The following is a 23,140-nucleotide window of genomic DNA, read 5'->3' as shown; positions in this document are numbered from 1 at the left end:
TAGAGAACGTGGTCGCACCGAGGTACGACAAGTCGGAAACTGGGTGCCCCCGGTGAGTGGGTGTGCCCTGTTCGCGTCGGCCACGGATCGTCTACCGTCGGCGCACACCCCCGAGCAGTGCCAGGAGCCGATCGATGAGCCGCTTCGTGCAGCCGGTACCACCCCCCGTCGACCCGTACGCCGGTGATGGCCTGCTGCGGTCCTGGCTGGAGCGTCACCTCGGCCCGGCCGGGCACGCCGCCGCCAAGGGCCGTCTCGCCGACCTGGCCGCGGACGTTGCCGGGCCGTTGCGCGCGGCGCACGCCGACGCGGAGGCGCACCCGCCGACGCTGGTCCGCTACGACCCGTGGGGCGCGCGGGTCGACCGGATCGACACGTCCACCGGCTGGCAGGAGCAGCGGGCCGCCGCCGCCCGGCACGCCGTGGTCGCGCTGCCCTACCTGCCGGACGCGCGCGGCACCTGGGGTGCCGCCGCCCGGGTGGTGCAACACGCCCTGCTCCACCTGTACGGGCCGGAGTCCGCGACGTTCTCCTGCCCGGTGGCGATGGCCGACGGGGCTGCGGCGCTGCTCAGCCTGCCCGAGGTGGACAACGGCGTCCGCGACGCGTGGCTGCCCCGGCTGATCTCCACGGACCCGACCGTGGCGATCACCAGCGGGCAGTGGATGACCGAGTCGCAGGGCGGTTCCGACCTGGGCCGTTCCAGCACGATCGGCCGACCAGCGGTGGATGGTTCGTGGCGGCTGACCGGCGAGAAGTGGTTCTGCTCGGCCGCCGACGCGGCGATGGCGGTGGCGCTGGCCCGACCGGAGGGCTCCGGGCGCGGCAGTCGGGTGCTCGCGCCGTTCCTGGTTCCCCGCTACGCGGTCGACTCCCCGCTGGCCCACGGGCTGGCGCCGGGCGCACCCGCACCGGGCGTCACCGTGCACCGCCTCAAGGACAAGCTCGGCACCCGGGCGCTGCCCACCGCCGAGATCGGTCTGCACGACGCGTACGCCGTGCCGTTGGGCGACCCGGCGGTGCCCGGCCTGGTCCGGGCGATGACCCTGGTCGTGGTGACCCGGGTGCACAACGCCGCAGCGGCGGCGGGCGGGATGAGACGCGGTCTCGCCTACGCCCGGGCGTACGCCGACGTGCGGCACGTCGCGGGCGGCGCGCTGTCGTCCTCGCCGCTGCACCGGGCCACCCTGGGCACCCTGGCAGTCGACGCGGCCGGGGCGTTCGCCCTGGCCGGGCACGCCTTCGCCCTGCTCGGGCGGGTCGAGGTCGGCGCCGACCCGGAGGCCGCGGCGGAGCTGCGGATCGTGGCGCCGCTGGCGAAGCTGGCCACCGGCCGGCTGGCGGTCAGCTCCGCCAGCGAGTACGTGGAGAGCTTCGGTGGGGCCGGCTACGTGGAGGACACGGGGGTGCCCCGGCTGCTGCGCGACGCGCAGGTGCTGCCGATCTGGGAGGGCACCACCAACGTGTTGTCGCTGGACGTGCTGCGCGCGCTGACCCGGGAGGACGCTGGCGCGCCGCTGCTGGCCCGGCTCGCCGCCGCCGTCGACCTGGCCCGCCCGTTGTCGCCGGTGCTGGCCGACACCCTGGCCGGCGCCGCCGCACAGCTGGGCGACACCATCACCTCGGTGACCGCCGACCCGGGCTCACCGGCGGTGCTCGCCGGGGCGCGTGGCCTGGCACTGCGCCTGGCGTACGCGCTGACCACCGCGTTGCTCGTCGAGCACGCCGCGTGGGGCGACGAGCAGGCGGCACTGGCCGCCCGGCTGTGGGCGCGCCGCTGGCTGCGGCACGAGGAGATCGCCGAGGACGCCCACCACCACCTGGATCTGCTCTGCTGAACGCCCGACGACCCGTGCTCGCCGCATCCTGACCCCGTGTCAGCGCAGGGGCCCGCGGGCGACGGCGGCGCGCATGGCCGCCGGATCGCCGACCGGGACGAACTCCAGCCACCAGGTGGCGCCGGCCGCGGCGAGGTCTTCGAGGTACGCCCGTTCGGCACGTTCGTCGGGTCGGCGGCGCCGGCCGCCGATCGCCACGTCGAACGGCTGGCCGTCGGCGCGGGTCGGTGGCAGGGCGTTCACCAGCTCGCGTACCTCGTCGGGGGTGAAGTCGGACCATGTGTCGGTGTCGGTGAGCTTGTACGGAACGATGCCGTCGGCGCGGGCCGCGCGGCGACGCACCGCTGCGGCCTGGGTGCTGCCGCCAACCCAGACGGGAACCCGGGGTGCCTGCACCGGCGCTGGTCGCAGCGCCACCCCGTCGGCGCGGTAGTGGGTGCCCTGGTGGTTGACCCGCTCACCGCTGAGCAGCCCGGTCAGCAGGTCGAGGCCCTCGTCGAGCATCGCGGCGCGCACCGACAGCTCGGTCTGCTCGCCGAACGCGGCCAGCCCCCGGTCGCCGGGGTCTCCGACGCCGACCGCCACCGTGGCGCGGCCGGCACTGAGGTGGTCGAGGGTGAGGACCTCACGCGCCAGCTTCGCCGGGCGGCGCCGGGGCAGCGCGGTGACCGTGGTGCCCAGCCGCACCCGCCCGGTGCGTCCGGCGATCGCGGCGAGCACCAGCCACGGGTCGTAGGTGGACGGCTCGTCCCCGCTGTAGTGGATGAGGTAGTCCTCCAGGAACACGCCGTCCCAGCCGGCGTGTTCGGCCAGCTCACCCAACTCCACCAGAGCGGACACCGGGATGGCGGCGCCACCACAGGAGATCTCCAGGCCATGTCTCATCCGCCGACCCTAGGACGGGGGTCTGACGCGTGTGTCGGTCACGCGGGCTTGTCGGGCCCCGGCGGCATACTGCTGGCGTGACAGCCTCTGCGGACCTCGCCATGGTCAACCTCGACAGTTCCGACCCCGCCGGCCACGCCGCCTTCTACCACCAGGCGCTCGGCTGGGAGATCACCCACAGCCAACCCGACTACGCGATGATCAGCTCCGGTGGTGTCTCCATCGGCTTCGGGCTGGTCGAGGGTTACCGTCCGCCGTCCTGGCCGGACCCGTCGGGCGACAAGCGCTACCACCTGGACCTGTACGTCGACGACCTCGCCACGGCGGAGGAGACGTTCGTCGCGGCGGGCGCCTCGAAGCCGGACTTCCAGCCCGGCGGCGAGCGGTGGGTGGTGCTTCTCGACCCGATCGGGCAGCCGTTCTGCATCTGCCCCCGACCGCAGAGCTGAGCGGCACGCCGGGGGCGGATGCTGCGGCTCAGTTGCTCCGACGGGTCCGCGCCGCCCACACCACGTAGGCCGGGTCACGGTCGAGATTGTGCCGGTCCCGGTCGTAGCGGCGGGTGGTGCGCGGGTCGGCGTGCCCCATCGCGTCCTGCACGTCCTCCAGCGGCACGCCCTCCGAGCGGGCGGTGGTGGCGAAGGCGTGCCGCAGGGAGTGTGGGGACAGCTTCGCCCAGGCCGGGATGCCGGCGGCCCGGGCGAGCCGGCGGACCATCCGGAACACCGAGTGCCGGTCCAGCCGGGCACCGCTGGCGGTGACCAGCAGCGGCCCGGTCAGTTGTGTCACCGGCACACCGGTGGCGGCGGCCCGCTGGGCCAGGTAGGCGTCCACGGCGTACCCGCTGCCGGGGGTGAGGGCCCGACGGCGTTGCTTGCCGCCCTTACCGACGAAACGCACGCTGCGATGTCCGCGTTCGGTGCCGAGGTCGGTCAGGTCCAGCGAGATCAGCTCCCCGACGCGCAGGCCCAGATCGGCGAGGAGAGCGATCGCGGCCCGGTTGCGCAGGGCGGTCGCGCCCGTATCCGCGTCGGCGGCGCCGAGCAGAGCGTCCACCTCCTCGGGGGTGAGCCCGAGAGTGGCGGAGTGGTCCCGGTCGACGCGGGGCCGGTCCGCGCCGGCGACCGGGTTGGCCGCCACCGCGCCCAGCTTCACCAGGAAGTCGTACCAACTGGACAGCGCGGAGAGCCGTCGCGCCACGGTCGCCGGGGTCAGCGGCCGGCCGCTGCGGGCGGCGACTGTGGACTCCAACGCCCGGGCATACTCGTTGACGTGCAGGAACGTCGCCCGCAGCGGGTCCAGGTCCCGGCCGGCGCACCAGGTGAGCCAGCCGGTGACGTCGCGCCGGTACGCGTCGCGGGTGTGCTCGGACAACCGCCGGTTACGCAGCCACGCCTCGGTGACCTCGACCGGCCCACTCGGCAACGCGGGAGGCGCGGACGGGCGGGCCAGCACCGGAGCGTCGGAGAACACCATGTGAAAAAGGTTCTCAGCTTCGGGTGGGATCGGCGTGCAGGCGCGCCGATCCCACCCGACACCATGATCAGGCGTTGATCTGTCGACGCCCGTCGCCGTTGGCGGTGATGGTGACCCGGCGCGGCTTGGCACGCTCGGCGACGGGGATGCGCAGCGTCAGCACCCCGTGCTCGTAGCCGGCTTCCAGCTTGTCGGTGTCCAGAGTGTCGCCGAGGAACAGCTGCCGGGTGAACGTGCCCATCGGACGTTCGGCTGCCACCAGCTCGACGCCGTCTCCGGAGGGTCGGCGACGTTCGGCCCGGACGGTGAGCACGTTGCGCTCGACGGTGCAGTCGATGGTGTCGGGGTCGACGCCGGGCAGGTCGAACGCCGCGTAGAAGTGGTCGCCGTCGCGGTAGGCGTCAAGGTGCATCATCGCGGGACGGGCCGCCGTACCGAAGAACTGCTCGGCGAGCCGGTCGATCTCGCGGAACGGGTCGGTACGCATCAACATGGTCATGCCTCCTCGGTTCTCCTGGCCGAAGGTGATGAGTTGAGCCGGGGTGACTCAACTTCCTCTTCTTATTTAGCGCATCCGCCGGCGAGCGTCAACCGCTCAACCCAGCCGCTTCTCGAACCAGTGCTCGGCGTAGGGGCCGTGCGAGTACGCCGGGATCTCGACGTAGCCGTGCCGGGCGTACAGGGCGCGGGCCTCGACCAGGTCGGCGCGGGTGTCCAGCCGTATCGCCTGCGCTCCGGCCGCCCGTGCGTGCTGCTCGACGGCGGTCAGCAACGCGGCACCCCCACCGGTGCCACGATGCGCGGGTCGGACGAACACCCGGGTCAGCTCGGCCCAGCCCGAGTGCCAGCGCAGCCCGGCGCACCCGGCCAGGTCGGTGCCGTGGTGGGCGAGCAGCAGCAACCCGCTCGCGTTGGTCAGGTCGTCGCTGGGCATCTCCGCGAGCGCCTCGTCGACCTCGCCGGGCAGGGCCGGGCGGCGGTGGTAGCGCACCACCATCTCGGTCATGTACTCGCGCAGCAGCAGCACCGCGTCGGGCTGGTCGGGTCGGCTGACGCTGGTCGTCCAGGTTGCTCGGGCGGTGACGGTCACCAGTCGATCATCACCGCCCGGTCAACGGCATTATCCCGGTCGGTCCTGGCGGTCAGGATGGCTGGACCTGGTCGAAGAGGGCGAGGGCTTCGGCCGGATCCGGGCTCACGAGGCGTTCCAGACCGGCCGTCGTGATCGTCGCCCACCTGCTGGCCCGTGCCCACATCCGTTCCTCGAAGGCGCGGACGGCCTCGTCCAGATCTTCAGGGTCGGCGGCGATGGACTCCGCGAGCTCGGCACCGTCGAGCATCGCGAGGTTCGCGCCCGCCCCCAACGGTGGCATCAGGTGGGCGGCGTCGCCCAGCAGCGTCACCCCGCGGACGTGGGCCCAGGTGTGGGATACGGGCAGGACGTAGAAGGGGCGGTGGACGAAGGCGGTGCCGTGGCCGAGCAGGTCGAGGACGGGAGGGGCCCAGCCGTCGAACAGCGCCAGAATGCCCGATCGCGCGGCCTCGACGTCGGCCAGGTCCAGCTCCGCGTGCCAGTCCAGCGGCGCGCGAAACTTGGTGTACACCTTGACGTGACCGCCGCTGTTGCGCTGGGCGACGAGAGATCGGTTCACGCCGTACACGGCCACCGAACCGTCGCCGATCAACTGGGCGAGGTCAGGGTGGCGGGTGTCGACGTCGTCGAGGGAGGTCTCGACCGAGGTGACACCGGTGTACTGCGGCGTCACCGGCGAGACCGCCGGGCGGACCCGGGACCAGGCGCCGTCCGCGCCCACCACGAGGTCGAACGTCTCCTGCCCCCCGTCCGCGTAATGAACCAGTACGCCATCCTCGGTCCCCGGCACCACCTGCACGACCTCTCGACCCCACCGCACGTCGAGGGAGCCGAGCAGCAGATCGCGGAGTTGCCCGCGATCGATCTCCGGATTGGCCTGCTCATCCGGAGAGGGTCGCCAGTCCCGCAGAACGGTCCCAGCAGCGTCCAGGATGCGCATGGCCTGCCCCTCCGGGCGAGACAGCGCCTGGAACTCTGCCAGCAGCCCCGCCTTGTCCAGTGCCAGCTGGCCCAGTCCTTCGTGCAGGTCCAGCGTGCCGCCAGGGGGGCGGGCGTCTGGGGTGGGATCGCGTTCGAGGACGGCGACGGGGTGGCCGTGGCGGTGCAGGACACGGGCGAAGGTGAGGCCCGCGGGGCCACCCCCGACCACGGCGATACGGTGTCTCATGGCGATACACTGTATTCCCCTCGTACGATGCACAGCAACAGAACGGTGGTGACCATTGACTGTGTGGGACCGGCCCGAGCCGTCGAATGCTCCCGTGCCGCTCGACCGCGAGCGGATCGTCGCCGCCGCCATCGCGCTGGCCGACGAGGGCGGGCTGGAGGCGGTGTCGTTGCGCAAGGTCGCCGCCCGGCTGAACGCCGGCCCGATGCGGCTGTACGGGTACATCTCCACCAAGCAGGAGTTGTTCGATCTCATGGTGGACGAGGTCCACGCCGAGATTCTCCCCGCAGAGCAGCCCGGTGACTGGCGAGAGGCGCTGCGCGTCCTCGCCCACCGCACCAGGCAGGCCGCTCTGCGCCACGTTTGGCTGGCCGACCTGCTCGGCGGCCGTCCGACCCTGGGCCCGAACGGCATGGCCGTGACCGAGGCCAAGCTGGCCGCCCTCGACGGCTTCGCCGACATCGACACCGTTCTGCGCGCCGTGGAAACCGTCAGCTCCTACCTCACCGGCGCGATCAGGCGCGAGATCGCGAACCTGCGGGCCGAGCGCGTCACGGGCCTGTCCAAACACGAATGGCAGCGCGCCTCCGGCCCGCACCTGACGAAAATGTTGGCCACGGGCCGCTTCCCGGCGCTGACCAGGGCCGTGCACGACGGCGCAGACGTGGACGCCGAAACATCCTTCGCGACGGGCCTGGACTGGGTCCTCGACGCCGTGGCCGCCAAACTCACCCGACCGCCGGCCCTTTAGCGGCGAGGGCGGGGCAGCAGGGCGATCAGCGCGACCGCCACGGCCACGTGTGTCGCACCGAGGGTCAGCTTGGCACCGCCGGTGGCCTCGACACCAACCAGGGGGACGAGGGACAGCAGGGTCACCGCGACGGCCAGCGAGATCCAGACCGGACGGGCGGCCCGTGGGGCGAACCGCTCCAGCAGGGCCAACGCCGCCCAGCCGAGCAGGGCAGCGCCCAAGGCGACCACGAAGATCGCGCCCGCACCGATGACCGTGGCGGGCTGACCCGGACTCTCGACGGTGTAGTCGACCCCGGCCAGCGCGCCGATCGACCAGATGGCCAGGCAGGCCACGACGGCGACGCCGACAGCGAGGGCGCGGCGGCGCAGGGTCGAGGTGGTGGGGGTCGTGACGGCGGCAGCACTCATGACGGCTCCTCGTTCAGGGGAAACGAACGAGTACGACCGTAACAGATAGTCTTGTTCGGAACTATCTTTTGCAGAACTAACAGCCCGAGCGGCTACCTGGCGCGTACGGGGAGCTGGTGGCCAACGGACCGTTCACCAGGGCCAGCAGGGCACGCAGGAACACCTCGCGATCCTGCTCGGGAAGGGTCGCGAGCAGGTCCTCCTGGATGCGCTCGACCACCTGCCGCGCCCGCAGAAGGACCTGCTCCCCCGCCGGGGTCACCGCGACCAGCCGGGCGCGCCGATCCGTCGGCACGGGGCGACGCTCGGCCAGCCCGGCACGTTCCAACTGGTCGAGGGTGACGACCATCGTGGTCTTGTCCACGCCGCACCGCTCGCCGATCTGCCGCTGGGTCAGGTCTCCGGTGCGCGCCTGCGCCAACACGTAGTGCGCCCGCGGCGAGATGCCGAGCTCGGCCAACCCTGCGGCGTGTTCGGTCTGCAGCGCGTGACTCGCCCAGGAGAGCAGGAACAACAGATCCGGGGGGCCATCAGCGGGCGTGCAGGAGGTCATGCGCCGAGGCTAGCAAGATCCTCCGCGACGAGACGTTCGCCAAGCGGACGATCAGGGCCGCTGGTAGATGCCGTGCTCGCGGGTCAGCAACCGCTCGTCGACCAGGTACCGACGCAGCGTCGCGTGATCCGACCCGCCCGCCGCGCACCACGCCTTGAGCGCGTCGTCGACGGCGCGCTCCGGATAGCGGGTGCCCGGATCGAACGACCGCTCGGCGATATGTGCCAGCAGGACCCTCCGTCGGCTGCGCTGCGCCGGCAGACCCACCAGGACGCCCGCGCGCAGGAAGGTCCGCAGCACCGGGTCGGCGTCGGGCTCCGCGTCGTCGGCCGGGCGACTGTCGCGGGCGGCCGCCCGCAGCGACGCCTCGTCGACCGCCAGCGAGCCGTCCGCGCCGGCGACGAGACCCGCGTCGGCGAGCCGGCGGACCCCGGTGAGCACCACCCGCGCCGGCAGGCCAATCCGTTCGGCGACCTCCGTCGCGCTGGTTGCACCCAGCACGATCGCTGCGAAGATCCGTCGCCGTCCGTCGTCGGCCAGGGTTCCGGCCAGAGCATGCGCAGTCACGCCGGTCACCCTCGCATCAGCTGTACGCGAGGCGCCACGCGATTTTTCCGCTGGTTCTCGCCTCCTGCGCGGGCACGGCCCTCGTCCCCGGCGTACGCCGACTCACCTGGCCAGCGACCCCGCAACCGCAACCGGTCGCACCCGTCGCTTCCCGCTGAGACCAGCGCCGGGATCCGTCCCGCGAGGTGGTCAGTCAGTCGGCGTCGCGTGCCATCGTCACGAAGCCACGCCACGACTGCGGGCTGAAGGCCAGTGTCGCGCCGTCGCGGTCCTTCGTGTCGCGGACGAGGACCACGCCGGGAAGGTTGTCGGCAACCTCGACGCAGTCACCGCCGTTGCCGCCGCTCTTCGTGCTCTTCCGCCACCGCGCGCCGGTCAGGTCCATGATGCTGCCGCTTCTCTCAGAAGGTCCACGGAACGTCCTCGGGGCAGTGCCTCTCCGCGAATACGCTCCCACCGCCGCTCCAGGCTAACAAGGTCCGACATCTGGTCGAGGATCTGCGCCTGGGCGGGGCTGTCGACGTGCGCGACCCGCGATCCGTCCGGCATGTCGGCGATGGTGAATGGTCCGTCGAGCCCGGGATAGCTGGGCGCGTCCGACGGGACGATGTGGAGCTGAACGCTGCCCATCTCGGCAAAGCCAAGCAGGCGCGCGAGCTGCGACGCCATCAACGCGCGGTCGTCGCCTCAGCACCCCCTCGTCCAGCACCGCGATCAGCAGCGGTCCGCCGTCACGACTCAGGATCGCCTGGCGGCTCATTCGGGCCTCGGCGAATTCGGCGACCGCGTCCGGTGCCAGCACCCCGCCCGCCAGGGTCGCCCGCGCGTACGCCTCCGTCTGGAGCAGTCCGGGCACCCACGCGAGTTGAAACGACCGGAGCGTCACCGCCTCGCGTTCGAGGTCGACCCACGGCCGGAACCACACCGGTTCGCGGCGACGGACGACATCCGGCCAAAGTGCGTCGGCATCTTTTGCCAGGAGCTTTGCGACGGTCGAGCGATGGCGACTCTGGGGAATGTGACCCGGGTTTGCCCACCTGGCGACGGTCTTCGGGTGCACACCGATCTGACCTGCGAGGCTCTCGGCGGTGTGACCCGCCCCAGCCAGCGCTGCGACAAAGGCGTGATTCATGCCGTCCCTCCCCTGGAACAAACCAACTGCCTTGAAGAGATTAGATAACGCTGTGTATTTGTCCAGCAACCCCCGGCAAGGTGCTCTGTAGACGGCGCGGCCGGCAGGGGACCCGAACCCGGCGGACGCGTTCGTAGCGCGGCCGCCTCCGTTGAGCGAGCACTCACGGGGGCGGCCCCTTCCCACACGTCGATCAGGGGGAAAGCCGTGTCCGACGAGGACGGAGAAGAAGCCCGCCCAGTACTCAGGGCTGGGGACGTGATCCGCTTGACCACCGCCGCGAGCGTCCAATTTATGAAGCCGATCGTCGTCCGGGTCATCCGCGAGCTGCCCGATCGCCACACCTACGACGGTTGGCTCTGGCTCGACGCGTACGAGTTGGGCAAGAAGGGCGAGGCGGTCGCCCGGCGCGAGCTGTTCGTAATGCGTGCGGGCGTGCAGGTGCAGGTTCAGGCCCCCCGCTCCTCCGGGGACGCCCGCTCGCTCGCACCGATCCGGCCTGTCAAAACGGTGGAGGTCGTCTGATGCCCGAGCGACCGAAGCACTCCCCCTTGCGGCCAGCGTGGCGCTGCCCGGTCTGCGGCATCCTGTGGCCGTGCTCGGCCGCGAAGCTGCGCCTCCTCGGCGAGTACCGCGAGGATCGGCCGGGCCTGTTGAGTCACCTGGCAAAGCTTCAGGAGGCAGCCGAATCCGATCTCATTGCGCTGAACCCGGGCGTCGCGCTGCCCGATCTGACCCCGCGTTTCGTCGGCTGGGCCGAAGCCCGCTGAGCCACACGCCCCGCGTCGGAGGCCGACGGCAGCGAAAACCTTGGTGCATCGGCCGCCGCTCGCGCACGGCATTATTCACGCGCTCGCCGACGCTTGACTCGTTATGTTCACCCAGAGGCCGGTCGGTGAACGGCACTGCTCGCAGCTCACCTACCCCGCGCATCGGTGGCACACCGCGCTGAGCGTGATCGGTATGGCGACGGTGGAGGGGATGCGACATGCCAGGCGCAGCGGCAGGCACCTCGTCGCTGCGTCCCACCCAACTGCTTCGCCGCAACAGGCCCTTCCGAACTCTCTTCTCGGGACGGCTGGTCTCGTACGCCGGTGATTCACTCGGCCTTGTCGCGCTGATGTTCCACGTCGCCGAGACGACGGGCCAGGCACTGGCGATCTCCCTGCTGTTGCTTGTCGGAGATTTCGCGCCGTCCCTCTTGGGTCCCTTCACCGGCGCCCTCACCGATCGACTCGATCTCCGCCGGCTGATGATCGTCTGCGAACTCGTCCAAGCCGGGGTCCTGCTGGTCATCGTGCTGACCCTGCCTCCGCTGCCGGGGCTGTTGGCCCTCGTCGCGATTCGCGCGACCGCCTCGCAGATCTTCCAACCGGCGTCCCGGGCAGCGGTGCCCGCACTGGTTGCCGACCGTGACCTGGAGACCGCCAACTCCACAGTCGGGTTCGGCGCCAACACAGCGGAAGCGGTCGGCCCGCTCATCGCCGCAGCGCTGTTCCCGGTGGTCGGAGTGCGTGGTCTGCTGCTCGTCGACGCCGTGTCGTTCCTGCTCTCGGCCGCGCTGCTCGCGACGCTCCCGTCACTACCGGCGGCCACCGGCGATGGGCACCAACCGTCCCTGCTGCGACAGGCCAGAGCGGGAATCGGCTACCTGCTGAGTGTTCCGACGGTGCGGGTGATCTTCCTTGGCTTCGCCGCGGTGGTCGCCCTTCAACGGGGTCGACGACGTGGCGCTGGTGCTGCTGGCCCGGGACACCTTCCAGGTTGGCAGTTCCGCGGCCGGGCTCCTGTTGGGCGCGGTCGGCCTCGGCCTTGTGGCCGGTTACGCCCTGTTGTCCCGGTGGGGCACGCGGGCGTCGATGCCGCTGCTGCTGATCGTGGGCTTCGCGGTGAGCAGTGTCGGTAACCTGCTGACCGGGCTCGCCTGGGCCGTCGCCGCCGCGATCGCCTTGCAAGCCGTCCGAGGGTTGGGGGTGGCGGCCATGGACATCGCCTCGATCACGCTGCTGCAACGTACGGTCCCGGCGGGCATGCTCGGCAGGGTCTTCGGCAACCTGTACGGCGCGATCGGGGTCGCCGCTGCGACGTCCTACATTGCCGGCGGCCTCCTGCTGGACGCCACCTCCGCCCCGGTGACCCTGGTGATCGCGGGCGTCGGCGGCCTGGTGGCCACCGGCATCGTCGCGCTGCGACTGCCGAGGGTGATGCGGCGCGCCGACGAGAACGACGCGACGGAATCCGCGCCGACCACCTACCCGGGCGGCGCCACGTCCGGGTAGGTAGCGGCCGGGTCAGCTCGGGCTGAGCAGGCAGAACTCGTTGCCTTCGGGGTCCGCGAGGACGGTCCACGCGACATCGTCGGGGCCCAGATCGACGGCGGTGGCACCGAGAGCCCGCAGTCGGGCCGCCTCGGCCTCCGGGTCGTCACCCGGATAGGGGCGGACGTCGAGATGGACGCGGTTCCACACCGTCTTCACGTCGGGTGTCCGGACGAACTCCAGGTATGGGCCGACGCCCTTGGCGGAGCGCAGCACCGCCTGGCGGTCGGTCACGTCGTGCAGGACCCAGTCCGTGGCCTGGCTCCAGAAGTCGGCCATGGCTCGCGGATCCGCGCAGTCGACCACGACCGCCGCGATCGGCCCGGTGTCCCGGTAGAGCGGCCGGGGCTCCAGCACGCAGAACTCGTTGCCCTCCGGGTCGGCCAGGACCGTCCAGGGAACGTCGCCCTGGCCCACGTCGGCAGGTGTCGCGCCGAGATCCTTCAGGCGCGCCACCACCTCCGCCTGGTGAGCCGCCGAGGTGGTGGCGAGGTCGACGTGCACGCGGTTCTTCACCGTCTTTGGTTCCGGGGAGACGACGAGGTCGATGCAGACAGCGACGGGATCCGGGTAGACGAAGCCCACAGGTTCGAGGTTGGTCACGCCGGGGCCCTCGCTGGAGATCTCCCAGCCGAGCACCGCCGCCCAGAAACCGCCCAGCGCGGAATCGTCGCGGGCCTTCATGTTGATCTGTACGAGCCGCGTTGCCATGCCGGAGATGGTAGGGCCCGTCGAGTCGGCGGTGGTGCCCGCCCAGGCCCACATCCGCTGGCGCCCACTGATCAGATCAAGCCGTCGGTGCGCAGCCGTGCGTGCGGGGCTTGTCGAGCGGTACTACGATTCCGTATAGTCCGATATCGTGACTAACTCTTCTACGTCATCACCGGAGAAGTCTGCGTTGCTTGCTTTGCAGCGCGCGACCCATGCCACCTTGCAGATCCTCGCCGCGAGACTTGTCGACCTCGATCTGACCGCCTCCGAGATCAATGTACTGGCCAACCTCGCGGACGGCCGTGGCCGCACGATCTCCGAACTGGGGGCCGCCGCCGGCACCCGGCCGACCACGCTGACCAGCGTGCTGGACCGGCTGGAGCGGCGCGGGCACATCACGCGCGGCGCGCGCCCGGGAGACCGCCGGGTCGTGGTCATCGAGCTGACCGCCTCAGGCCGCCTGGCCGCCGGCACCATCCGGCAGACGCTGGCCGAGCTGGAGGAGCGTGCCCTCGCCGACCTGCCCGCGGAGTCGATCGCCGGCTTCCACATCGTTTTGCGCGCATTGGCAGAGGTGCCCGCATGACCCCGACCAGCTCAAGAGCATTGCTTTTCGACAAGCTGATGGCCGAGGTGACCGCAGCCAACGAACGTTTCGACCACCGCGCTCACCTGCACCTGACCTGGCTGGCAGTCCGCACCGCCGGCATGCCGGCCGCCATCGGTCTGGTCAGCGATGGCATCCAGCGGACCGCCCGCTATGCCGGGATGCCGCAGAAGTACCACGCCACTGTCAGCCGCGCCTGGGTGGAACTGGTAGCCCACCACGTTGCCGACCGCGCCATCGATGACTTCACCGTTTTCATCGATCGGCATCCCGCACTGCTGGACAAGCGCCTGCTCACCCGCTTCTACAGGTCAGCGACTTTGGCCAGCACGCAAGCCCGCACCGGCTGGGTCGAGCCCGACGTGGCCCAATTTCCCGCCACATGACCCCCGGTCGCACCGCCCGCTTGGAGCTGATGAGCGCGCCGCGCCTACCTGGGCGATACTGAGTCCGTCGCCAGCCGTGCGTGCAGGTGCATGTCGTGCCAGCCGTCGCTGTGGCGGACCGACCCGCGAGCCACGCCCTCGGCGGGGAAACCTGCTCGCATGGCCACCCGGCACGACGCCGGGTTGGCGGTCGAGTGCTCCAGGGCGAGCCGGTGCAGACCGGCGTCCGTGAAGCTCCAGCGGGTCAGAGCTCCCAGCGCCTCGGTGGCGATCCCCCGACCGCGTGCACCCGGCAGCAGCCAGTACGACAGGTGCGCCGACCCCTCGGCCAGCAGCACGCCCCGCAACCCCACCTGACCGAGCGGCCGGTCGTCCGCGTCGACGATCGCCCAGCTCGCGGACGTCTCCTCGTGCCAGTGGCCGGCCCACTGCGCCGTCCACGCCCGAGCCTCGTCGTCGCTGTCGAGACGGCGGACGTGCCAGCGTTGGATCGCTGGACAGTCGAACGCGACCCGGACGACCCCGGCGTCGTCGTCGCGCCACGGCCGCAGCGCCAGCCCGGGGCGTACCGGTAGGTGGGGTTGGTCCTGGACGCCGAGGCTCCCGGCGGGCAGGGCGGGTGTGACGAGCGACGGCATTCGCCCATTATCGAGCCGGGGGCTCACTCGCCGACGGGGCCGCCGGCGAGTTCGGCGACCACGTCGAGGTGGCCGAGATGGCGGGCGTACTCCTGGACCAGGTGGAACAGCACCCGCTCCAGCGACGCCGGGTCCGCGCCGTTCCAGCGCGGTCCCGGCGCACCGATCTCCGCCAGGTCGTGTGCCGTCACCACCGCGCTGGTGTGCTCGCCCTGGGCCCGCAGCGCCGCCACCAGGTCCTCCCGGGTCTCCTCAGGGGCGACGTACCAGCGGTCGTCGCGGCGGTCGCCCCACGGGTCGGCGACGTCCCGGCCCTGGAAACCCCACTCGATCCAGCGCAGTTCGACGTGGCGCAGGTGCGTGAGCAGCTCCAGTGGGGTCCACCCGGATGGCAGCCGGCTGCGGCGCAGCTCCGGCTCGGCCAACGCCGACACCTTGGCCACAGTGGACTCGCGGAAGTAGTCCAGGTAGCGCAGGAAGACCTCGGTGCGGCTGCCGGCCGGCGCGGTGGGCTCGGGGAAGGGAATCATGATGAGGTCGGCAGGTCGCGGCCGCGCTGCCGCACACCCGCTGCGCCGTACGGGTAGTCCCCCACCAGCGGGGCGCTCGCCTCGTCCAGCAACCGCATCTGCTCGGCGTCGAGGACCAGGTCGGCGGCCGTCAGGTTGTCGTCGAGCTGTTCGATGGTGCGCGCGCCGAGGATGACCGAGGTGACCGCCGGTCGAGCCGCCAGCCAGGCCAGCGACACCGCCGACATGGACACGCCGCGTTCCCCGGCGACCTGACGGACCGCGTCGAGCACCCGCCAGGTGCGCTCCTCGGCGTTGCGACCGGCGTACGCCTCGACGCCGCGCTGGGGGTTCTCGCCGAGGCGGGTCGCTCCGGTGGGCGTGCTGTCGCGCTGGTACTTGCCGGTCAGCCAGCCGCCGCCCAGCGGTGACCACGGCAGGATGCCGATGCCCTCGTTCTCGCAGACCGGCACCAGCTCGAACTCGATCTCCCGAGCCAGCAGGTTGTACTGCGGTTGCAGGGTCACGATCGGGGTGAGGTTGAGGTGCTGGGTGAGCAGGGCGGCCTTCTGCAACTGCCAGCCGGTGAAGTTGCTGACCCCCGCATAGCGGATCTTTCCGGCGCTCACCGCGTCGTCGAAGAACCGCAGGGTCTCCGGCAGTGGGGTCATCGGGTCCCAGGCGTGCGCCTGGTAGAGGTCGACGGCCTCGACCCCGAGTCGCCGCAGGCTGGCGTCCAGCGCGCGGGTGAGGTGCACCCGGGACAGGCCGGCGTCGTTCGCCCCCGGGCCCATCGGGAAACGCCCCTTGGTGGCGATCACCAGCCGGTCGCGCAGGTCGGGTCGGGCCCGCAGCCAACGCCCGACGATGTCCTCCGAGACGCCGGCGGAGTAGACGTCGGCGGTGTCGATGAAGGTGCCACCGGCCTCGACGAACCGGTCCAGTTGGGCGAAACTGCCGGCCTCGTCGGTTTCCGCGCCGAAGGTCATGGTGCCCAGGCACAGGGTCGAGACCACAGTGCCGGTGGAGCCCAGAGTGCGGTAGCGCATATCGTCCTTTCGGTCCGAGTGACGAAGCTGATCTTCGCACCCGTCCCGACCACCCGCATGCGGGACAGTGCCGAACGCGGTACGGGCACCCGCGCGACCACCTCGCGGGTCATCATGAGCAGGTGAGCGACCCCGCGATCGACATTGACCGGCCTCAGCGGCCGGCTCCGGCGGCACCGCCGGGCGCGCCACCGGAGGTTGGCGCACGAGGGCGCGGCCCGTGGCTGGTTTCCGCCGCGACCACTGTGACGCTGCTGCTGCTCGCCGGCCGCTACGGCTACCACCGCGACGAGTTGTACTTCCTGCTCGCCGGCCGACACCTCGACTGGGGCTACGTCGACCAGGGTCCGCTGGTCCCGGCGCTCGCTCGACTGCTCGACACGATCGCACCGGGCAACCTGGTGGTGCTGCGGACGCCGTCGGCGCTGCTGGCTGGTGGCGCAGTGCTGCTGGTCGCCGCCATCGCCCGGGAGCTGGGCGGCGGCCGTGGCGCGCAGACCTTCGCGGCGGTGCTGGCCGCGCTGTCCGGCATCGTTCTCGCCAGCGGTCACCTGCTCAGCACCACCACCGTCGACCTGCTGGTCTGGCTGGCCGCCGTGTGGTGTGCGGTGCGGTTGCTGCGCACCGGCGACAGCCGCTGGGCGCTCGGCATCGGTCTGGCGCTCGGGGTGGGCATGCTCAGCAAGCTCCTGCCGGCGTTGCTGGCAGTGGGTCTGATCGCCGGGGTGCTCATCGCCGGGCCACGTCGGCTGCTGCGTGACCGGTGGGTGCTCGCCGCTGCCGGCGTCGCCGTGCTGCTGGCCGCTCCGAACCTCATCTGGCAGGCGGCACACGGCTTCCCGCAACTCGGCGTGGCGGCCTCCATCTCCGATGGGGACAGCTCCTACAGCGGCCGGGTCGACGCGTTGACCCTCCAGTTCGTCATCATCAGCCCGTACGCCGTACCGATCTGGATCGCGGGCCTCGTCGCGCTGCTGCGCCGACCGGCGTGGCGGGCGTACCGGGCGGTGGGCTGGGCCTGGCTGGTGGTGGTCGGCATCGTGCTGATCGCCGGCGGCAAGGGTTACTACGACGCGCCGCTGTTGCTGGTCCTCACCGCAGCCGGCGTGCTGGTCACCGTCGCGTGGGCGTCGCGCGGGTCGATCCGGTTGCGTCGAGGGCTGCTCGTGCTGGGTGTGGTGCCGTTCCTCCTGCCCAACATCGTGCTGCTGCTGCCGGTGCTGCCCGCCGAGCGGCTGCCCGGGTTCGTGGTCGACGTCAACTACGACGCCGGCGAGACGATCGGCTGGCCGGCGTTCGCGGACTCGCTCGCCGCCGTCCACGGTGGCCTGACACCCGAGGAGCGCTCGCGGGCGGTCATCCTGACCGGCAACTACGGCGAGGCCGGTGCGGTGGCCCGGTACGGTCCGGCTCGTGGTCTTCCGCGCGCGTACTCCGGGCACAACAGCATGGTCGACTTCGGTCGGCCACCCGCCGAAGCGGACGTGGTCATCGCCGTCGGCTGGGAACGGCCCGACCCGTTGAACGCCTGGTTCGAGACGTGCACACTCGCCGGGCGGGTGGACCAGCGGGTCGAGGTGGAGAACGACGAGAACGGCGGCCCGATCCACGTGTGCCGGGGGCTGCGGCGTCCGTGGGCGCAGATCTGGGACACCGAGGTACGCCACACCGGCTGACAGTGGTCAGCCGGCGCGATCGCTGGTGAGCCAGGTGTGGATGCCGGCCAGTGCCTCGGGGCCGGAGGCGGTGTCGACGTCGCGGGCGAGATCGGCGATCGTGACCGCGGCGAGCGCCTGGCGCCACGCGTCCTCCGCTGCCCACATGGCACGGGCGACCGGGCACGGCGTGGTGCAGGAGTCGGCCGGCGTCGCGAACGGGCCGCGCTGGCGGATCTCCGTGCAGACGAAACTGGGCCCCGGGCCGTCGACGGCCTGCACCACGTCGAGCAGGGTGATGCTCCCCGGCGCCCGGGTGAGGACGTAACCGCCCGACTTGCCCTGAACGGAGTGGATCAGGTCGGCGCGGGCGAGCGACTGGAGCTGCTTGGCGAGGTAGCTGCTGGAGACATCGTGCAGTTCCGCCAGTTTGGCCGCCGGGACGGGCGTGCTGCTGGTCGTGAGGACCACGCAGCAGTGCAGCGCCCACTCGACCCCGCCGGACATCTTCATGACCTCACCCTAGCCAACCCCAGATACTCCGACTCGCAATGTCCGAGTATTGTTCTCGGACAGGAGAGGTCCGAGTTTGGCTTGAGCCAGGAAAGCCGGACACACGACCACATTTCACAGGAAGGTGCATGAGCATGAAGATCGCCGTACTGGGTGGGACCGGCCTCATCGGGTCGCAGGTCGTCAAGATCCTGCAGACCGCCGGGCATGAGGCGGTGCCGCACTCGCTGTCCACCGGGGTGGACCTCCTCAGCGGGCAGGGGCTGTCCGAGGCGCTCACCGGCGCCGACGTCGTCGTCAACCTGACCAACTCGCCGACCTTCGACGACGCCTCCCCCGCCTTCTTCCAGACGACCATGGACAACCTCCTGGCCGCCGCCGAGCGTGCGGGCGTCGGTCACGCGGTGGTGCTCTCCATCGTCGGCGTCGACCAGGTGCCCGACCTGGCCTACTACCGCGCCAAGACCCTCCAGGAGGACATTCTCAAGGCCGGTCCGGTTCCGTACTCGATCGTCCGCGCCACCCAGTTCTTCGAGTTCATCGAGTCGATCCTCTCCTGGACCGCCGACGAGAAGACCGTTCGCCTGCCCAGCACCCCGGTGCAGCCGATGGCCGCCGCCGACGTGGCGCAGGCCGTCGCCGACGTCAGCATGGGCGCGCCGCTGCGGGGCATCCGCAACGTCGCCGGCCCCGAGGTCTTCGCCCTCGACGAGTTGGGGCGCATCACCCTCGCCGCCCGTGGTGACCAGCGCACCGTCACGACCGACAACAGCGCTGGCATGTTCGCCGCCGCACCCGACGACGTCCTCGTCGCCCCCGACGGCGCCTTCATCGCGCCCACCGCCTACCGGGAGTGGCTGGGCCGCCAGGGCTGAGCGTCGGCCCGACCCGTACGTCGCCGTGGCAGTCGATCATCACGGCGACGTGCGGGTACGGCTTTGCCACTCGCGGTTCAGGATCGCGAACACGAGCCGGTCAGCCCACTCCCCCGCGAACAGATAGCTCGCGACGTGGTGTGCCTCGCGGCGCATGCCGAGCCGGGCCATCAGACGGGCGGAGGCGGCGTTGCGCCCGTGACACCGGCCATAGATCCGGTGCAGGCCGAACTCGGTGAAGCCCCAGTCCACCAACGCCGAAGCGGCTTCCGTCGCCAACCCGCGGCCCCCATGGTCGGGGTTGAACACGAAACCGAGCTCGGCCGTACGGTCGAGCTGGCTGCGCCACACCAACTCCACGGTCCCGATCACCCCCGCTTCACCGACCGCGGCCAAAGCCAGGCAGTCCCCCTCCGCGCGCAGCGCGTCCTCGCCGGCCATGGCGAGCACCGACGACCGCGACTGTTCACGGGTACGCGGCTCGGCACCGAGCATCCAGCGAACGACATCGGGTCGACGCTGGTACGCGTACACGTCATCGAGGTCGTCGATGGTGAACGGACGCAGGGTGAGCCGAGCGGTGCGGATCGGATAGGTCGGCTGGAACATCAGGCGAACTCCCGCATCGTCTGCGGGCGGCCGTCATCGTGGGCCTCGGCGTCCCCCGCCGCTCCGGGATCGGGGCGGCGCGGTAGCAGCAACGGGCTGGCGAGGATCAGCAGTCCCGCGACCAGGATGGCCGTGCGAGGGCTGGTGGCGGCGGCGAACAGTCCGCCGAGCGCGCTGAGGACCGCGATGGTGGCACTGCTGCCGATCGACCAGGCCGTCAGAGTCCGGACCACGCGGTCCTTCGGCGTCTGCTCCAGGCGGTAGGTGGCGAGAACCGGGTTGTACAGGCTCATGCTGATGATGATCGCAAGTTCGACGGCGATCACCGTGGCGAGCCCGATGACACCGGGCTGGACGAAGGCGAGGCCGACCAGCCAGATCGCGCGTAACGTGCCCACGGTGCGGATGATCCGGTGTCGGCCGTACCTCGCGACGACCCGGCGGGCCAGCCGTGAGCCGATGAGCCCGCCGACGCAGGGCACGGCGAAGGCAAGCCCGTACTGCCAGGGTGGGAACCCGAGTTCGCCCAGCAGGAGCACGGCCAGCAGTGGCTCGGTGGCCATGATCAGCCCACTGACGAGCAGTTGGTTGAGGTAGAGCGCCCGCAGGCCACGGTGGGTCAGGAGGTGCCGCCAGCCATCGAGCACCTCGCTGGCACGCACCCGGCGACCGCCACCGCGCCGGGGGTGTTCCTCCCGCCCGCCGATCGCCGTGATCCCCAGCGCGGAGAGCAGGTAGCTCACGGCATCGGCCACGATGGTGGCGACCGGGCCGAACAGGCCGACCGCCGCGCCGCCCAGCGGCGGCCCGAGCGCGATGGCGCTCCAGGTCGTCGACTCGAACCTCGCGTTGGCCACGAGCAGGTCGTCCGGCCGGACGAGGGCCTTGAGGTAGGCGCCGCTGGCCGCGCCGAGAGCGATCCTGGCGGTGGCGACGACGGCCGAGACGACCATCAACTGCGCGAAACCGAGCCGGCCGAGCGCGTACGCGATGGGGATCGTCAGCAGCACCGCGAACCGGGTCAGATCCATCACGACCATCACCGGCCGTTTGCGGCGGAACTCCACCCACGGCCCGAGTGGCAACGCGACCAGCGCGCCCACCGCCGGCCCCACAGCCGACAGCGCGGACACTTGGGCGGGGCTGGCGTCCAACACCAGCACGGCGATCAGCGGTAGGGCACCGAAGCCGAACCCGGAACCGTAGGCGCTGACCGCGTACGCCGCCCACAACCACCGGAACCGCCGACCCAGGGATCGTCTCGCCGCCACACCCCACACCCCCGCTTTCAACAACCTGCCGTTGGCCGGTGCGATCAAAGCAAGGGCGCAGGGCCAGATCAAACAACCGCACCCGCGGTGAGTCACAACCAGATGTTGTGGAAGTAGGGTTCCTGGCGTGGACCTCGACGCCGTACGCACCTTCGTCGCCGCCGCCGACGCCGGCCAGTTCCAGGACGCCGCCACCGCGCTGTCGATCACCCAGCAGGCCGTGTCCAAGCGCATCGCCGCCCTGGAAAAGGATCTTCAGGTACGACTGTTCAACCGCACCGCTCGCGGCGCCCAGCTCACGATCGACGGCCAGACCTTCCTGCCCCACGCCCGGGAACTGCTGCGCGTCGAGGCGCGCGCCGACGCCTCCGTACGCCCCGGTCGGCGCGCCCTGCGCGTGGATGTGCACAGTCGACGCATCGCACCAGCGGTGCTGTTGCAGGACTTCCACCGGGCGCACCCCCGCATCGAGCTGGATGTCGTCACCCTCGACGCCGACGTCCATGCCGCGATGGCCGCCGTCGAGGCGGGGGCGGTCGACGCCACCTTCCACGCCGTCCCCATCCCGGAGCGCCACCTGCCCGACGGGATCAGGACCGCCCGCGTGATCGACGAACACCACGAACTCCTCGTCGGGCCACGCCACGCCCTCGCCAACGCCCGCACCGTCACGCCCGCGCAGCTCGCCGCGCACCGCATCTGGATGCCCGGCATGGCCTCCGGCACCGAATGGGCGGACTACTACGACGAACTCGCCGCCGCGTTCGGCCTCACCATCGACCTGGTCGGGCCGGCCTTCGGCAACGAGGCACTGTTGGCCGAGATCGCCGACTCCGCGGAACTGGCGACGTTCGCCGGCGAACGCACCCGGTACCTGTGGCCGGACAGTTACGACCTGCGGCGCATACCGGTACGCGGGCCGGCGCCGATCTACCCCATGTCGTTGATCTGGCGCGACGACAACCCGCATCCCGCGCTCGCCACACTCCGCGATCATCTCGATTCGCGACGGACGAGCCCAGTCGATGCGGAGATCTGGCTGCCAACGTGGGCATGACCAGCGGCGGACCGTCCCGCCGCGCCCTTCAGGGGCGCGACGGGACGGCGTGACCTACTTGACCACCCACCGCAGGCGGCGGGTACGCCACAGGGCCGCCATGCCGATCAGGATCAGCAGGACCCCGACCGCCGCGATGGTGAGGATCGGTGAACCGGTGATCGGCAGTCCGCCGCCGCCACCGCCTGCCGGGCCGCTCGGCGCCGGGTTCGCCTTGTTCAGACCGACGAAGTCGGGGATCTCGTCGGCGCCGCCCAGGTAGGCCTGCTTCTCGTCCGAGGACCTCGTGACCTCGGTGAGCGACCTGTCGACGGTGGTCGGCAGGCCCGCGTGCTGCTCCTTGAACGTGGTGTCACTCAGCTTGGTCGTCTTGACCGGCTGCGTAGCACCACCCAGCGCTTCGGCGTACCGATGGGCTTCGGTGGGCCCCACAAGTCGACGCCACCCGTGGTCACCTGCACACCGTTCGGCAGACTGGTCGGCGTAGTTGCCGGTGGCGATGTCCCACGAGAGGCCGTCCCAGTAGTTGTCCGAGGTCATCGCCGGTGCGTCCCACTCCCCGATGACCCGCTGCATCTCGTTCTTGGCGTCTTCCCACCCGTCCGGGTCGCCGCCGACGATTGCGGGCGCCAGACCGGCGACCAGGCGCAGCGAACGGGCGTACAGGTCGAGCGACGAGTTCACGAACGTCCGTGTTCGACTGTCATCGACGACCAGCACGGCACCGGTGTCCAGGTCGAGGCAGAATTCGCCGCCCCACGCGTCCGTGCCGTAGCCGAATCGCAACAGGCCATCCCGAAAGATCAGGTCCGGGCCGAGCAGAAACAGGTCGTACTCATCGAGTCGCAACGATTCCGGCAGGTCGGCCGCGACCATCCGCTCCTGCAACTCCGGCGACAGCGACTCCCACCCGTCCAGCTTGCCCAGTGACGACATGGCCGCCAATCTATCGAGCGCCGCCCAGCAACGCGGGGACCAACTCGGCCAGGACCGGCGGGTCGCTCGCTCACGCCGGTCCACCCGGTCGGTCCTCGTCACCCACGCGCGGCCCCCTGATCTAGCCTGGTGA

Annotated in this window: 28 protein-coding genes and 2 pseudogenes; 12 read left to right on the top strand and 18 right to left on the bottom strand. The window is 71.1% G+C overall.

Features of this window, described 5'->3' with window-relative positions:
- Nucleotides 1-134: 134 nt before the first annotated feature.
- Entirely contained in the window at nt 135-1,838 is a 1,704-nt protein-coding gene (locus tag KBX34_RS21440; protein ID WP_210926536.1) for an acyl-CoA dehydrogenase family protein, read from the top strand.
- Nucleotides 1,839-1,877: 39 nt separating this feature from the next.
- Here the strand turns inward: KBX34_RS21440 and KBX34_RS21435 are convergent, their stop codons facing one another.
- Nucleotides 1,878-2,723, bottom strand: a complete 846-nt coding sequence (locus tag KBX34_RS21435; protein WP_210926535.1) for an LLM class flavin-dependent oxidoreductase — start codon at nt 2,721-2,723, stop codon at nt 1,878-1,880.
- A 77-nt stretch (nt 2,724-2,800) separates the two neighbouring features.
- Between KBX34_RS21435 and KBX34_RS21430 the strand changes: the two genes are divergently transcribed.
- Nucleotides 2,801-3,172, top strand: a complete 372-nt coding sequence (locus KBX34_RS21430; RefSeq protein ID WP_141909420.1) for a VOC family protein — start codon at nt 2,801-2,803, stop codon at nt 3,170-3,172.
- Between the two features lie 28 nt (nt 3,173-3,200).
- Here the strand turns inward: KBX34_RS21430 and KBX34_RS21425 are convergent, their stop codons facing one another.
- From KBX34_RS21425 to KBX34_RS21410, 4 genes are all read right to left on the bottom strand, one after another.
- Nucleotides 3,201-4,199 carry a tyrosine-type recombinase/integrase gene (locus tag KBX34_RS21425; RefSeq protein WP_210926534.1) on the bottom strand — a complete coding sequence of 333 codons (999 nt, stop codon included), beginning with the start codon at nt 4,197-4,199 and terminating at the stop codon, nt 3,201-3,203.
- Nucleotides 4,200-4,266: 67 nt separating this feature from the next.
- Nucleotides 4,267-4,692 carry an Hsp20/alpha crystallin family protein gene (locus KBX34_RS21420; protein ID WP_088951751.1) on the bottom strand — a complete coding sequence of 142 codons (426 nt, stop codon included), beginning with the start codon at nt 4,690-4,692 and terminating at the stop codon, nt 4,267-4,269.
- Nucleotides 4,693-4,794: 102 nt separating this feature from the next.
- The gene (locus KBX34_RS21415) at nt 4,795-5,289 is read right to left on the bottom strand and encodes a GNAT family N-acetyltransferase (protein ID WP_307871461.1); all 495 of its coding nucleotides are present in this window, start codon (nt 5,287-5,289) and stop codon (nt 4,795-4,797) included.
- Between the two features lie 52 nt (nt 5,290-5,341).
- Nucleotides 5,342-6,460 (bottom strand): NAD(P)/FAD-dependent oxidoreductase, encoded by a 1,119-nt coding sequence (locus tag KBX34_RS21410; protein WP_210794027.1) that lies wholly within the window; start codon nt 6,458-6,460, stop codon nt 5,342-5,344.
- A 94-nt stretch (nt 6,461-6,554) separates the two neighbouring features.
- On the opposite strand from KBX34_RS21410, the gene KBX34_RS21405 reads away from it, so the two are divergent.
- Nucleotides 6,555-7,211 carry a TetR/AcrR family transcriptional regulator gene (locus tag KBX34_RS21405; RefSeq protein ID WP_307871460.1) on the top strand — a complete coding sequence of 219 codons (657 nt, stop codon included), beginning with the start codon at nt 6,555-6,557 and terminating at the stop codon, nt 7,209-7,211.
- Here KBX34_RS21405 and KBX34_RS21400 read toward each other — a convergent pair.
- The 5 genes and pseudogenes from KBX34_RS21400 to KBX34_RS21380 all read right to left on the bottom strand — a co-directional run bounded on the left by KBX34_RS21400 (nt 7,208) and on the right by KBX34_RS21380 (nt 9,873).
- Nucleotides 7,208-7,621, bottom strand: coding sequence for a DUF6069 family protein (locus tag KBX34_RS21400; protein ID WP_210926533.1), 414 nt, complete (start codon nt 7,619-7,621; stop codon nt 7,208-7,210). The genes KBX34_RS21405 and KBX34_RS21400 overlap by 4 nt on opposite strands.
- A gap of 76 nt (nt 7,622-7,697) precedes the next feature.
- The gene (locus KBX34_RS21395; RefSeq protein ID WP_099853537.1) at nt 7,698-8,174 is read right to left on the bottom strand and encodes a MarR family winged helix-turn-helix transcriptional regulator; all 477 of its coding nucleotides are present in this window, start codon (nt 8,172-8,174) and stop codon (nt 7,698-7,700) included.
- Nucleotides 8,175-8,225: 51 nt separating this feature from the next.
- Nucleotides 8,226-8,741: a DUF2087 domain-containing protein gene (locus tag KBX34_RS21390; protein ID WP_210926532.1), complete on the bottom strand. Its 516-nt coding sequence runs from the start codon at nt 8,739-8,741 to the stop codon at nt 8,226-8,228.
- 193 nt (nt 8,742-8,934) lie between these two features.
- Entirely contained in the window at nt 8,935-9,126 is a 192-nt protein-coding gene (locus KBX34_RS21385) for a DUF397 domain-containing protein (protein WP_088948198.1), read from the bottom strand.
- Nucleotides 9,117-9,873 (bottom strand): annotated as a pseudogene (locus KBX34_RS21380) (DUF5753 domain-containing protein). Before KBX34_RS21380 ends, KBX34_RS21385 begins: the two are co-directional and overlap by 10 nt.
- 207 nt (nt 9,874-10,080) lie before the next feature.
- Between KBX34_RS21380 and KBX34_RS21375 the strand changes: the two are divergent.
- The 4 genes and pseudogenes from KBX34_RS21375 to KBX34_RS21360 all read left to right on the top strand — a co-directional run bounded on the left by KBX34_RS21375 (nt 10,081) and on the right by KBX34_RS21360 (nt 12,152).
- Entirely contained in the window at nt 10,081-10,398 is a 318-nt protein-coding gene (locus KBX34_RS21375) for a hypothetical protein (RefSeq protein ID WP_210926531.1), read from the top strand.
- Complete coding sequence (locus KBX34_RS21370; RefSeq protein WP_210926529.1) at nt 10,398-10,643, top strand: flavin reductase; 246 nt, start codon at nt 10,398-10,400, stop codon at nt 10,641-10,643. Before KBX34_RS21375 ends, KBX34_RS21370 begins: the two co-directional genes overlap by 1 nt.
- A 218-nt stretch (nt 10,644-10,861) precedes the next feature.
- A pseudogene (locus KBX34_RS34455) lies at nt 10,862-11,521 on the top strand (MFS transporter); the annotation flags it as partial.
- Between the two features lie 37 nt (nt 11,522-11,558).
- Nucleotides 11,559-12,152 carry an MFS transporter gene (locus KBX34_RS21360; RefSeq protein ID WP_247672057.1) on the top strand — a complete coding sequence of 198 codons (594 nt, stop codon included), beginning with the start codon at nt 11,559-11,561 and terminating at the stop codon, nt 12,150-12,152.
- A 12-nt stretch (nt 12,153-12,164) separates the two neighbouring features.
- On the opposite strand, the gene KBX34_RS21355 is transcribed toward KBX34_RS21360, so the two are convergent.
- Nucleotides 12,165-12,902 carry a VOC family protein gene (locus KBX34_RS21355; RefSeq protein WP_210794020.1) on the bottom strand — a complete coding sequence of 246 codons (738 nt, stop codon included), beginning with the start codon at nt 12,900-12,902 and terminating at the stop codon, nt 12,165-12,167.
- 187 nt (nt 12,903-13,089) lie between these two features.
- On the opposite strand from KBX34_RS21355, the gene KBX34_RS21350 reads away from it, so the two are divergent.
- On the top strand, nt 13,090-13,488 hold the full coding sequence (locus KBX34_RS21350; RefSeq protein ID WP_210926524.1) for a MarR family winged helix-turn-helix transcriptional regulator: 399 nt from the start codon (nt 13,090-13,092) through the stop codon (nt 13,486-13,488).
- The gene (locus KBX34_RS21345; protein ID WP_247672056.1) at nt 13,485-13,895 is read left to right on the top strand and encodes a hypothetical protein; all 411 of its coding nucleotides are present in this window, start codon (nt 13,485-13,487) and stop codon (nt 13,893-13,895) included. Before KBX34_RS21350 ends, KBX34_RS21345 begins: the two co-directional genes overlap by 4 nt.
- 44 nt (nt 13,896-13,939) lie before the next feature.
- Here KBX34_RS21345 and KBX34_RS21340 read toward each other — a convergent pair whose 3' ends face one another.
- The 3 genes from KBX34_RS21340 to KBX34_RS21330 are packed head-to-tail and all read right to left on the bottom strand — an operon-like array spanning nt 13,940 to nt 16,091.
- Nucleotides 13,940-14,533 carry a GNAT family N-acetyltransferase gene (locus KBX34_RS21340; RefSeq protein ID WP_210926522.1) on the bottom strand — a complete coding sequence of 198 codons (594 nt, stop codon included), beginning with the start codon at nt 14,531-14,533 and terminating at the stop codon, nt 13,940-13,942.
- A gap of 23 nt (nt 14,534-14,556) precedes the next feature.
- Nucleotides 14,557-15,063: a DUF664 domain-containing protein gene (locus KBX34_RS21335; RefSeq protein WP_247668004.1), complete on the bottom strand. Its 507-nt coding sequence runs from the start codon at nt 15,061-15,063 to the stop codon at nt 14,557-14,559.
- Entirely contained in the window at nt 15,060-16,091 is a 1,032-nt protein-coding gene (locus KBX34_RS21330) for an aldo/keto reductase (protein ID WP_247672055.1), read from the bottom strand. Before KBX34_RS21330 ends, KBX34_RS21335 begins: the two co-directional genes overlap by 4 nt.
- A gap of 122 nt (nt 16,092-16,213) precedes the next feature.
- Between KBX34_RS21330 and KBX34_RS21325 the strand changes: the two genes are divergently transcribed.
- Nucleotides 16,214-17,767, top strand: coding sequence for a glycosyltransferase family 39 protein (locus tag KBX34_RS21325; RefSeq protein ID WP_210926520.1), 1,554 nt, complete (start codon nt 16,214-16,216; stop codon nt 17,765-17,767).
- 6 nt (nt 17,768-17,773) lie between these two features.
- Here the strand turns inward: KBX34_RS21325 and KBX34_RS21320 are convergent, their stop codons facing one another.
- Nucleotides 17,774-18,259 carry an Rrf2 family transcriptional regulator gene (locus KBX34_RS21320; protein WP_210926518.1) on the bottom strand — a complete coding sequence of 162 codons (486 nt, stop codon included), beginning with the start codon at nt 18,257-18,259 and terminating at the stop codon, nt 17,774-17,776.
- 134 nt (nt 18,260-18,393) lie between these two features.
- Between KBX34_RS21320 and KBX34_RS21315 the strand changes: the two genes are divergently transcribed.
- The gene (locus KBX34_RS21315; RefSeq protein WP_210926516.1) at nt 18,394-19,134 is read left to right on the top strand and encodes an SDR family oxidoreductase; all 741 of its coding nucleotides are present in this window, start codon (nt 18,394-18,396) and stop codon (nt 19,132-19,134) included.
- A 39-nt stretch (nt 19,135-19,173) separates the two neighbouring features.
- Here KBX34_RS21315 and KBX34_RS21310 read toward each other — a convergent pair whose 3' ends face one another.
- Together KBX34_RS21310 and KBX34_RS21305 are read right to left on the bottom strand one after the other, a co-directional pair.
- Nucleotides 19,174-19,743: a GNAT family N-acetyltransferase gene (locus KBX34_RS21310; RefSeq protein ID WP_210926514.1), complete on the bottom strand. Its 570-nt coding sequence runs from the start codon at nt 19,741-19,743 to the stop codon at nt 19,174-19,176.
- Complete coding sequence (locus KBX34_RS21305; RefSeq protein ID WP_307871459.1) at nt 19,743-21,014, bottom strand: MFS transporter; 1,272 nt, start codon at nt 21,012-21,014, stop codon at nt 19,743-19,745. The genes KBX34_RS21310 and KBX34_RS21305 overlap by 1 nt, the downstream gene beginning before the upstream one ends.
- 127 nt (nt 21,015-21,141) lie before the next feature.
- On the opposite strand from KBX34_RS21305, the gene KBX34_RS21300 reads away from it, so the two are divergent.
- On the top strand, nt 21,142-22,071 hold the full coding sequence (locus tag KBX34_RS21300) for a LysR family transcriptional regulator (RefSeq protein ID WP_210926510.1): 930 nt from the start codon (nt 21,142-21,144) through the stop codon (nt 22,069-22,071).
- A gap of 54 nt (nt 22,072-22,125) precedes the next feature.
- Here KBX34_RS21300 and KBX34_RS21295 read toward each other — a convergent pair whose 3' ends face one another.
- Nucleotides 22,126-23,091: an SUKH-4 family immunity protein gene (locus KBX34_RS21295; RefSeq protein WP_307871458.1), complete on the bottom strand. Its 966-nt coding sequence runs from the start codon at nt 23,089-23,091 to the stop codon at nt 22,126-22,128.
- Between the last annotated feature and the right edge of the window lie 49 nt (nt 23,092-23,140).

The organism is Micromonospora sp. M61, from assembly GCF_018070245.1.
In the GTDB taxonomy this organism is placed as follows: domain Bacteria; phylum Actinomycetota; class Actinomycetes; order Mycobacteriales; family Micromonosporaceae; genus Micromonospora; species Micromonospora zamorensis.
Note: the sequence above shows the minus strand (reverse complement) of the source record. Positions and strands in the feature narration are given on the sequence as shown.

What these genes read in the sequence shown, in the direction of transcription:
- KBX34_RS21440 (WP_210926536.1), top strand. Translation starts at nt 135, where the DNA reads ATGAGCCGCTTCGTGCAGCCGGTACCACCCCCCGTCGACCCGTACGCC.
- KBX34_RS21435 (WP_210926535.1), bottom strand. Translation starts at nt 2,723, where the DNA reads ATGAGACATGGCCTGGAGATCTCCTGTGGTGGCGCCGCCATCCCGGTG.
- KBX34_RS21425 (WP_210926534.1), bottom strand. Translation starts at nt 4,199, where the DNA reads ATGGTGTTCTCCGACGCTCCGGTGCTGGCCCGCCCGTCCGCGCCTCCC.
- KBX34_RS21420 (WP_088951751.1), bottom strand. Translation starts at nt 4,692, where the DNA reads ATGTTGATGCGTACCGACCCGTTCCGCGAGATCGACCGGCTCGCCGAG.
- KBX34_RS21410 (WP_210794027.1), bottom strand. Translation starts at nt 6,460, where the DNA reads ATGAGACACCGTATCGCCGTGGTCGGGGGTGGCCCCGCGGGCCTCACC.
- KBX34_RS21400 (WP_210926533.1), bottom strand. Translation starts at nt 7,621, where the DNA reads ATGAGTGCTGCCGCCGTCACGACCCCCACCACCTCGACCCTGCGCCGC.
- KBX34_RS21395 (WP_099853537.1), bottom strand. Translation starts at nt 8,174, where the DNA reads ATGACCTCCTGCACGCCCGCTGATGGCCCCCCGGATCTGTTGTTCCTG.
- KBX34_RS21385 (WP_088948198.1), bottom strand. Translation starts at nt 9,126, where the DNA reads ATGGACCTGACCGGCGCGCGGTGGCGGAAGAGCACGAAGAGCGGCGGC.
- KBX34_RS21370 (WP_210926529.1), top strand. Translation starts at nt 10,398, where the DNA reads ATGCCCGAGCGACCGAAGCACTCCCCCTTGCGGCCAGCGTGGCGCTGC.
- KBX34_RS21355 (WP_210794020.1), bottom strand. Translation starts at nt 12,902, where the DNA reads ATGGCAACGCGGCTCGTACAGATCAACATGAAGGCCCGCGACGATTCC.
- KBX34_RS21345 (WP_247672056.1), top strand. Translation starts at nt 13,485, where the DNA reads ATGACCCCGACCAGCTCAAGAGCATTGCTTTTCGACAAGCTGATGGCC.
- KBX34_RS21340 (WP_210926522.1), bottom strand. Translation starts at nt 14,533, where the DNA reads ATGCCGTCGCTCGTCACACCCGCCCTGCCCGCCGGGAGCCTCGGCGTC.
- KBX34_RS21335 (WP_247668004.1), bottom strand. Translation starts at nt 15,063, where the DNA reads ATGATTCCCTTCCCCGAGCCCACCGCGCCGGCCGGCAGCCGCACCGAG.
- KBX34_RS21330 (WP_247672055.1), bottom strand. Translation starts at nt 16,091, where the DNA reads ATGCGCTACCGCACTCTGGGCTCCACCGGCACTGTGGTCTCGACCCTG.
- KBX34_RS21320 (WP_210926518.1), bottom strand. Translation starts at nt 18,259, where the DNA reads ATGAAGATGTCCGGCGGGGTCGAGTGGGCGCTGCACTGCTGCGTGGTC.
- KBX34_RS21315 (WP_210926516.1), top strand. Translation starts at nt 18,394, where the DNA reads ATGAAGATCGCCGTACTGGGTGGGACCGGCCTCATCGGGTCGCAGGTC.
- KBX34_RS21310 (WP_210926514.1), bottom strand. Translation starts at nt 19,743, where the DNA reads ATGTTCCAGCCGACCTATCCGATCCGCACCGCTCGGCTCACCCTGCGT.